The sequence below is a fragment of the Dietzia sp. SYD-A1 genome (assembly GCF_015356725.1).
Lineage (GTDB): Bacteria > Actinomycetota > Actinomycetes > Mycobacteriales > Mycobacteriaceae > Dietzia.
In genome coordinates, this window is record NZ_JADDKI010000406.1 from 1 (window position 1) to 8,834 (window position 8,834).

Here is an 8,834-nt window from a genome sequence, read left to right on the forward strand (position 1 = left end):
CCCGGGAGGCGGCGTCGTCGAGGTCGGACCCGCCTTCGAGCTCGAGGAGCAGTGCCGCCAGACCCCGGGGTCCGCACGACCCGGGGGCGGCCACCACGACCGCGCGGTCCGGTGCGAGTCCCACCTGAACCGAGTCGTGGTCCCTCACCACCACGACGGTCCCGGCCCGCAGGACGGCCCGGACGGGATCCCGCGGGGTGGGTCTTATCGCGGTGTGGGGTGGACGCACTCCGGAGGGGGTAGCTGATGACACGAGCACATCGTGGCACGCACGTGGTCGTCGCGGGGACGCTCGTCGGCGGCCTGTCCACAGCCCGGTGCACCTGGTGCGACCTGTGGAGAACAGAGAGGTCGCCCGTCGTCTAGCGTGGTCGGCGTGTCACCCACGCCCCAGCCGGAATCCGACGTCGATCAGGGTTCGGTACCCGCTGACGGGCTGCCCACCAGCCCTGATGACCCCAGGATCGAGGTGCGGCGGTCGCGTCGTCGCACGAGGACGGTCTCCGCGCGAGTGGAGGACGGGGCCGTGGTGGTGCTCATGCCGGCCGGGCTGCCCCGGGCCGAGGAACGTCGGCTCGTCGCCGACATGCTGTCGCGACTGCGTCGTTCCGCCAGGCGGTCGGGGGCCAGGGCGTCCGACGAGGACCTGATGCGACGTGCGGCCTCGCTGTCGGACAGGTGGATGGACGGACGCGCGCGACCTGGGTCGATCCGGTGGGTGCCCGCGATGACCACCCGGTGGGCCTCGTGCTCCCCCGCGTCGGGGGAGATCAGGGTCAGCGAGGCGCTGCGGGAGGTCCCCGCGTACGTGCTGGACTACGTCGTCGTGCACGAACTCGCCCATCTCGTGGTGCCCGGCGGACACACCCCGGATTTCTGGGAGGTGGTGCGACGCTATCCGCGGACCGAGCGTGCCATGGGCTTTCTGGAGGCCCACTCCAGGACTCTCGCGCCGGGGTCCGGCGGAGCCGCGGATGGCGGCGAGGCGGTGGGGGACCTCGTGCAGGACGACGGCCCCTGACCTCAGACGGGCCGGCAGTTCAGGAGTCCCGCGCCGGTCCGTTCGCGTCGCCGCCGGATCCCGTGCCGGGACCGCCCCCGGACTCGCGGAGGAACTTCTCGATCTCGTCGACCCCGGACTGGTCCCCGGTGGTCTCGTCGAGCAGCCGGTCGATCACCGCGGCCGGGTTCTCGAGGTCCTCGCCCACGGGGAGCAGGTCCGGGTGGCTCCACAGGCCGTCCCGGCGGTCCGTGCCCACCGCCTCGGAGACCCGGCGCCACAGCTCCGAGGCCTCCCGGGCCTTGCGTGGGCGCAGTTCGAGACCGACGAGACCGGCGAAGGCCTGCTCTGCCGCCCCACCGGTGGCGCGACGGCGTAACCACATCTCGCGTAGTTTGTCGGCGCTGGGCAGGCGATCGCCGACCGCGGCGGTGACGACCGCGTCGACCCAGCCCTCGACCAGGGCGAGCAGCGTCTCGAGACGGCCGAGCGCCGCCTCGTTGACATTGGTGACCTTGGGCCCGATGGCACCGGCCCCGCCGGACAGCAGCTCCTGGAGCTTGGCGGGGTCCTGGAGGATGGACGGGTCGAGACCGGAGGCGAGGTCGTCCAGTCCCGAGGTGTCGACCCGGATACCGCGGGCGTACTCCTCGACGGTGGCCAGGACCCTCGCCCGGAGCCAGGGTGCGCCCGCGAACAACCGGATGTGGGCGGCCTCCCGCGCGGCCAAAAACACCAGGACCTCCTGGCGTGGGAGGTCGAGTTCCTCCGCGAACGCGTCGATCGCGGTCGGGCACAGGGCGCTCACACCGTCGTCCGCGAACGGCAGGCCCACCTCAGAGGAGAACAGCACGGCGGGGGCGAGCTTGCCCAGTCCCTGACCGAGTTGCATCCCGAAGCCCATGCCGCCCATCTGGTCGAGCATCCCCAGTAGTGGTCCGGCGAGTTGGCGCGCCTCCTCCGGCATCGCCCCCTTGGTGGCCGAGTTCATCTGTTCGGCGACCGGGGTGCAGATCTTCTCCCAGGTGGGCAGGGACTGTTCGACCCACTGCTGGGGCGTCCACACCTCGGTCCGGTGGACGCCGGAGGGGAACACGGTGGTCTCGTCCAGCCACAGCTCCGCGAGGCGGATCGACTCCTGCGCGGCGGTCCGGGAGGCCTCGGACACGACCGGGGTGCGTCCGAGGGCCTGCAGGGCCACGGTGCGCGCGAGCTGGTAATTGACCGGGCCCGTGGAGCCGGGTCCGGTCATCGCCGATCCCATGGAGCCGAGCATCTGACCGAACTGGGAGAGCATCTGACCGAACTGGCCGAACTGGGAGGGGTCGAAACCGCCGGGGCCGCCCGGGTCGCGGCTCCGGTCGTCGTCGCGACCGTCGTCATCGGAAGCGGAGAAACCGAAGGGCTGGTTCATGCCACAACGGTACAGCCCCTCGGGTGCGCAGGTCCGGGCCCGACGTCACGGTATCGGCTCGCGGACTACCCTTGCCCCCGTGAGTCGCCGACTGCTGACCCTCCTCGCCGCTCTGGTCCCGGCGGTGCTGCTGCTCGTCCTGGCCACCTCCGCGACGGTTCCGCTCGTGTCCATGGGCCCCGGACCCACCTACGACACGTTCGGCGACGTCCGTGTCGAGGGCGAGGACGGGGTGGAGACGGTCCCCGTCATCGAGATCAGCGGCAGGGAGGCGGACGAGACCTCCGGTGCGCTGCGGATGACCACGGTCGCGGTCCGGGACAACCTCACCCTCCTCGAGGCCACGAGGTTCTGGCTGGACCCGGTGCAGGTGGTGGTCCCGCGTGACCAGGTCTTCCCCCCGGAACGGTCCCGGGACGAGGTCCGCGAGTCCAATGCCGCCGAGATGGTGGGTTCGGAGAACTCCGCGGAGGCCGCCGCCTACAGGTACCTGGGGATCCCGATGCAGCCCAGGGTCGAGGCCGTCGACCCCGAGGGCGCGGCCGCCGACCGCCTCCGTGAGGGTGACGTCCTGACCTCGATCGACGGCGAGCGGGTCTCCGACGCCACCGCGGTGGTCGAGCAGGTCAGCGCCCGGCGGCCGGGCGAGGAGGTCTCGATCGGGTTCACCAGGGACGGGCGCGAGGAGACGACGACGACGACGTTGCAGCCCGCCGGTCCGGACGGCGATCCCGACCAGGGGCGCCTGGGCATCCTCGTCGGTGACACACCGGCGGACGGCACCGACGTCGACATCAACATCGACCCGAACGTGGGGGGCCCCTCGGCGGGGCTGGTGTTGGCGGTCGCGATCGTGGACAAGTTGTCACCGGGGGAGTTGACGGGCGGCGCGCAGGTCGCGGGATCGGGCACCATCCGGCCCGACGGCACCGTCGGCCCGATCGGCGGGATCACCCACAAGATCCGGGCCGCCCGGGAGGCGGGGGCCACGGAATTCCTCGTCCCGTCCGCAAACTGTGCGGAGGCCGTGCAGGACCCACCGGGAGGGATCCGCCTGATCGAGGTGGACACGCTCCGGGGCGCGCTGGAGGCGCTGGAGGAGGCCGTTTCCGGGGGGCAGCCACCGACCTGCGGGTGAGCCGGGGCTTTTCCGTAAGGTGGATTCCACGAGCATGTCCGCCCCAGCAGTCCAGGAGCTTCCCCGGTGTCCGTCCGCCCGCCCGGTAATCCCGGTCGGCCGATCGCGATCTCACGTCGCGGCCGAGCCGTCGCCATCTCTATCGTCATCCTCATCGTCCTGATCCAGGTGCTACCGAGGATCAACTCCACGTACACGAACTGGCTGTGGTTCTCCTCGGTCGACGCCACCACCGTCATGAGGACGGAGCTGCTCACGCGGATCGGTCTCTTCGTCGTGGTCGCCCTGCTCGTGGGACTCGCGGTCGCCGCGGGCATCCTGCTGGCCTACCGGTACCGTCCGGTCTTCCTGGCACAACCGGGGATGCCGGACGCGCTGGCGAGGTACCGGGCCGCTCTCGGCGACTCACCGGCCAAGACCGTGCTATGGGTCCCCGTCGGGCTCGGACTGCTCGCCGGTTCCGTGGCTCAGACGGGCTGGCAGTCGGTTCTCGCGTTCTTCAATTCCACCCCGTTCGGGCAGACCGATGCCCAGTTCGGGATCGACATCTCCTTCTACGCGTTCGAGCTGCCCCTGTGGCGATCGCTCGTCACCTGGCTCATGGTCGCCGTGGTCCTGGCGTTCCTCGCCAATCTCGTCACGCACTATCTGTTCGGTGGGCTCCGACCCGGTGCGCGCGAAGGGGCGTTGACCCGCGCCGCGCGGATCCAGCTGGTCAGTCTCGCGGGACTGTTCATCCTGCTCAAGGCGGCGGCGTACTGGCTCGACCGGTACGAGCTGCTGTTCCGCGAGAACGCGACGTTCACCGGTGCCGGACACACCGACGTCAACGCCCTGATCCCGGCCAAGATCTTCATGTTCTCCGTGGCGATCGTCTGTGCGATCGCCTTCTTCTCCGCGATCGTGATCAGGGATCTGCGGATCCCCGCGCTCGCCACCGTGCTCCTGCTGTTCTCCGCGCTCGTGGTGGGATCGGTCTGGCCGCTGGCGGTCGAGCAGTTCTCGGTCAACCCCAACCGCGCCGAGAAGGAACGGGAGTACATCGCCCGCAACATCGAGGCCACGCGGGCCGCGTACGACATCGGTGACGACCGGGTGACGTACATCGAGGGCTGGGGCTCGGCGGATCCGAACCCGCGGGAGGCGGGGTCGGACGTCACGACACTGTCCAACGTCCGCGTGCTCGACCCGAACGTGCTCTCGCCCACCTTCACCCAGCTTCACCAGCTGCGCAACTTCTACGGTTTCCCCGAGACGCTGGGTATCGACCGGTACACGATCGACGGTGAGATGCGGGACTACCTCGTGGCCGCGCGCGAGCTCAACCCGGAGTCCCTGCAGGCCAATCAGCGAGACTGGATCAACCGGCACACCGTCTACACGCACGGCAACGGGTTCGTCTCCGCGCCCGCCAACCGGGTCAACGAGATCGCCGACGACGCGGGCTCGGACCGCGGCGGCCTGCCGAACTTCCAGATCTCGGACCTCGAGGCCATCAACAGCGGCCAGGAGATGGTGATCCCGGTGACCCAGCCGCGGACCTACTTCGGTCCGCTCATCGCCCAGGCCGACCCCGACTACGCGATCGTCGGCGACAACGGTGAGGGTCCCCGTGAGTACGACACGGACACCGAGCAGTACACCTACACCGGTGAGGGCGGTGTCCCGATCGGCAACTGGCTCAACCGCACGGCCTATGCGCTGAGGTTCGCCGAGCGAAACATCCTGCTGTCCAGTCTGATCGGCCCGGACTCCAAGATCATCTACGACCGCGACCCCCGGGACCGTGTCCAGAAGGTCGCGCCGTGGTTGACGACCGACACCAACACGTACCCGGCCGTGATCGACGGCCGGATCAAGTGGATCGTCGACGGCTACACCACGCTCAAGACGTATCCCTACGCCGAACTGAGTTCCCTGGAGGCCATGACGGCCGACTCCACGAACGAGGCCGGCGGTCGGGTCCTGCCGGACGAGAAGGTCTCCTACATCCGCAACTCCGTCAAGGCCACGGTCGACGCGTACGACGGCACGGTGGACCTCTACGCGTTCGACGAGTCGGACCCGGTGCTGCAGACCTGGATGAAGGCCCTGCCCGGGATCGTGCAGCCCCGGGAGGCCATCTCGGAGGAGCTCGAGCAGCATCTCCGGTACCCGGAGGACCTGTTCAAGGTCCAGCGTGAGCTGCTGGCCCGGTACCAGGTCGACGACCCCGGTCAGTTCTTCACCAACGACGCCTTCTGGTCGGTGCCGTCCGATCCCACGGTGACCTCGTCGATCCAGAACCCGACCCCGCCCCCGGGTGGGCCGGCCGGTGGACCTGCGGGTACCCAGGCCGCGAATGCCGGTCCGGTGGAGGGGCCGAGTCAGCCGCCGTACTACGTGGTGGTCTCCGATCCGACCGACCCCGAGTCGGACGAGCCCTCGTTCCAGCTCATCTCCGCGTTCCGCGGGTACGAGCGCGAGTTCCTCGCGGCGCACATGTCGGCGAGCTCGGACCCGGACACCTACGGCGACATCACGGTCCGGGTGCAGCGGCCCACGGAACCCCTGGCGCAGGGACCCAATCAGGCGCAGGACATCATGATCGCCTCCCCGGCGATCGCGGAGGACCGCCGACTGTGGGGCGAGACGGCCGAGATCACCGAGGGCAACCTGCTCGCGTTGCCGCTGGCGGATGACTCCGTCCTGTACGTGGAGCCCATCTACACGCAGCGCAAGGACCAGGACTCGGCGTTCCCCAGGCTGCTCCGCGTGATGGTCAGCTACGACCGCGCGGTGGGTTACGCGCCGACGCTGTACGAGGCGCTGCGCCAGGTGGGTATCGAGGCCGACCCGGACGTCGTGCGGATCGACGAGAGCGGCGAGGCGGAAGCCGAGGCGGAGGACGCCGCGTCTCCCACCGCTGCCACCGCTCCGCGCCCGGCGGCCCCGGCCACCGGGGGGACGGACGAAGCCGCGCGTGCCGCAGCCGTGCGGGACATCAACCAGGCGCTGAACGCGGTCCGCTCGGCCCAGGGCGGGGACCTGTCCTCACTGGGCCGGGCCCTGGAGGATCTGCAGGAGGCCGTCGACGCCTACCAGGCCCTCGGGAACTGAGTTGACCTGCATGAATGGCAGCCGCAGTGTGAGTTGAGTCATGTTCCGGTCGTTCCGCGTTCACCGATTTGCCTTCCGCGGTGAGTGGCACGTAGTGTCATAGACGCAAACGACGCGGGGTGGAGCAGCTCGGTAGCTCGCTGGGCTCATAACCCAGAGGTCGCAGGTTCAAATCCTGTCCCCGCTACCACGCACTCAGGCCCGGTTCCCCAACAGGGGAGCCGGGCCTGAGGCTATTTCGGCGAAGTGGCTAGCGGCCGGTCCAGCGGGGCTCCCGCTTCTCGGCGAACGCGGCCACGCCCTCTCTGGCGTCGTCGGACAGGATCACGGGGCCGGCCATCTCGCTCTGGCGTCCGAACGCCTCGTCCGGGCTCCAGGTGGGTGCCTCGTCGACGATCTTCTTGCCGACCCTCACCGAGAGGGGGGCGTTGGCGGCGATGCGCCGGGCCGTCTCCATCGCCGTCTCCAGGGCCCTGCCCTCGGGTACCACGGTGTTCACCATTCCCAGTTCGGCCAACCTCGCGGCGGGGAGGGCGTCGCCGAGCAGGGCGAGTTCCAGGGCCACCGGCCTCGGCAGACGGGTGGCCGACCGCCACAGTCCGCCGGCCGCGGCGAGGAGGCCGCGCGTGACCTCGGGGAGGCCGAAGGTGGCGTTCTCGGCGGCGACGATGAGGTCGGCGCACAGCACGAGCTCGAATCCGCCGGCGAGCGCAGGTCCCTCGACCGCGGCGACCGTCGGCGTGGTGGGTGGCTCGGCGGTCAGGCCCAGCGGACCGCGGCGGTCGGTGACCGGCACCTGCCCGCGGTGGGCCCCGGCGAGGTCCATGCCCGCGCAGAAGGTGTCGCCGCTGCCAGTGAGGACGATGGCGCGCACGCTCGAGTCGTCCTCGGCGTCGTCCACCGCGCGCTCAAGTTGGACGGCGGTGGCGTGGTCGATGGCGTTCTTGGCGTGGGGGCGGTTGAGCGTGATCACCCAGACCGAGCCGTCGCGTCGGGTGAGGACCGGGGCCGTGGGCGGTTCCGGGAGCTCCTGCCGCTCGCCCGCGATGACGACCCGGTCGCCGTCGAGACGCAGGGTCCGACGCAGCGGGGTACCGGAGGTGAGCGCGGCGATGTCGTCGGCGCTCTCGCGCCGCAGGAGGACGCGGGCGCCGTCCGGGGTGATCGCGGAGACCACGACTCCCTCCGCGCCACCGTCGCGACCGTGGGGGACGGTCACGGCCTCGATCACCGCGGGACCGTCGAGTTCCGTGCGCGCCGGGCGCGGGGCGGGGCGTTCGATCGCGGGCCTGAGGTGTGCGAACGGGCGGCTCGGCGGCGTGCCCGAGTAGATGCCCAGGGAATGCTTGGTGGCGTACCAGCCCAGCGAGGTGGACAGTCCGACCTGATCCGGGTCCTCGCGCAGCAGCGGCACGAGAGTCGAGACGGCGTGGAGGCCGTAGTTGTTGCCGGGTCCGCCGGCCGAGGTGAGTCCGCCGGTCACGCTGAGTGGCCGCGACGGGTCCTGCCAGGGCAGGCCGAGGGCGCGGGCGCCGAGCTGAACGGCGGAGGGGAAGCAGGAGTAGAGGTCGACGGGGCCGAGGTCGTCCGCCGTGATGCCCGCGTGCTCGAACGCGGCCGCGCCGGCGGCGGCGATGGCGGGAGAGCGGGTCAGGTCGGCGCGCTCGGAGACGAACCACTCGTCGGTGCCCGAGGCGCCGGCGTGCAGGAACACCCACTTGTCCTGGGGGACCCCGAGCGCCTGGGCTGCCGCGACGCTGGCCACGATCACCCCGGCCGCCAGGTCCACCTGGAGGTTGGCGCACATGAGCTTGGTGTACGGGGCGGACACGGTGCGGTTGGACGCGCTCGGGTAGGCGATCTCCTCGGCGGTGCGGGCGGTCGGGTCCCACGCGAACGGGTTCCGGGCCGCGATGGCGCTGTGGCGCGACCACAGGTCCCCGATGTGCTGCTGGTGGGCCTCGGCCGTCTCGCCGGAGTCGGCCTGCAGAGCGGATTCGATGAGCGAGTAGACGTAGATCGGCGCGCCGAGCCCGACGCTGGTCTCGGCCTCGTTGTTGGCCGGCCGGTCGACCCCGATCACCCGGTCGGGGCCGCGGTCCGGGTCCTGGGTGGTCCAGCGGGGCTCACGGCCCCGGGACTGGAGCGCCGCGACGGTGGCCCCGGCCTCGGCTCCGCTGACC

The 8,834-nt window shown here is 70.8% G+C and carries 5 protein-coding genes, 1 tRNA gene and 1 pseudogene; 4 read left to right on the top strand and 3 right to left on the bottom strand.

Annotation, left to right across the window (positions count from 1 at the left end):
* Positions 1–229 (bottom strand): annotated as a pseudogene (locus IY392_RS14745) (hypothetical protein); the annotation flags it as partial.
* Between the two features lie 147 nt (positions 230–376).
* On the opposite strand from IY392_RS14745, the gene IY392_RS14750 reads away from it, so the two are divergent.
* Positions 377–1,021, top strand: coding sequence for a M48 family metallopeptidase (locus IY392_RS14750; protein ID WP_309234190.1), 645 nt, complete (start codon positions 377–379; stop codon positions 1,019–1,021).
* Positions 1,022–1,040: 19 nt separating this feature from the next.
* Here the strand turns inward: IY392_RS14750 and IY392_RS14755 are convergent, their stop codons facing one another.
* Positions 1,041–2,414, bottom strand: a complete 1,374-nt coding sequence (locus tag IY392_RS14755) for a zinc-dependent metalloprotease (RefSeq protein ID WP_107755967.1) — start codon at positions 2,412–2,414, stop codon at positions 1,041–1,043.
* A gap of 79 nt (positions 2,415–2,493) precedes the next feature.
* On the opposite strand from IY392_RS14755, the gene IY392_RS14760 reads away from it, so the two are divergent.
* The 3 genes from IY392_RS14760 to IY392_RS14770 all read left to right on the top strand — a co-directional run bounded on the left by IY392_RS14760 (position 2,494) and on the right by IY392_RS14770 (position 6,841).
* Entirely contained in the window at positions 2,494–3,552 is a 1,059-nt protein-coding gene (locus IY392_RS14760; protein ID WP_107755968.1) for a PDZ domain-containing protein, read from the top strand.
* 66 nt (positions 3,553–3,618) lie between these two features.
* The gene (locus IY392_RS14765) at positions 3,619–6,651 is read left to right on the top strand and encodes a UPF0182 family protein (protein ID WP_182612827.1); all 3,033 of its coding nucleotides are present in this window, start codon (positions 3,619–3,621) and stop codon (positions 6,649–6,651) included.
* Positions 6,652–6,764: 113 nt separating this feature from the next.
* A tRNA-Met gene (locus IY392_RS14770) sits at positions 6,765–6,841 on the top strand.
* A 60-nt stretch (positions 6,842–6,901) separates the two neighbouring features.
* Here the strand turns inward: IY392_RS14770 and IY392_RS14775 are convergent.
* Positions 6,902–8,834, bottom strand: a 1,933-nt coding sequence (locus IY392_RS14775) for a crotonase/enoyl-CoA hydratase family protein (protein WP_194861616.1), incomplete at its 5' end; no start/stop codon positions are given.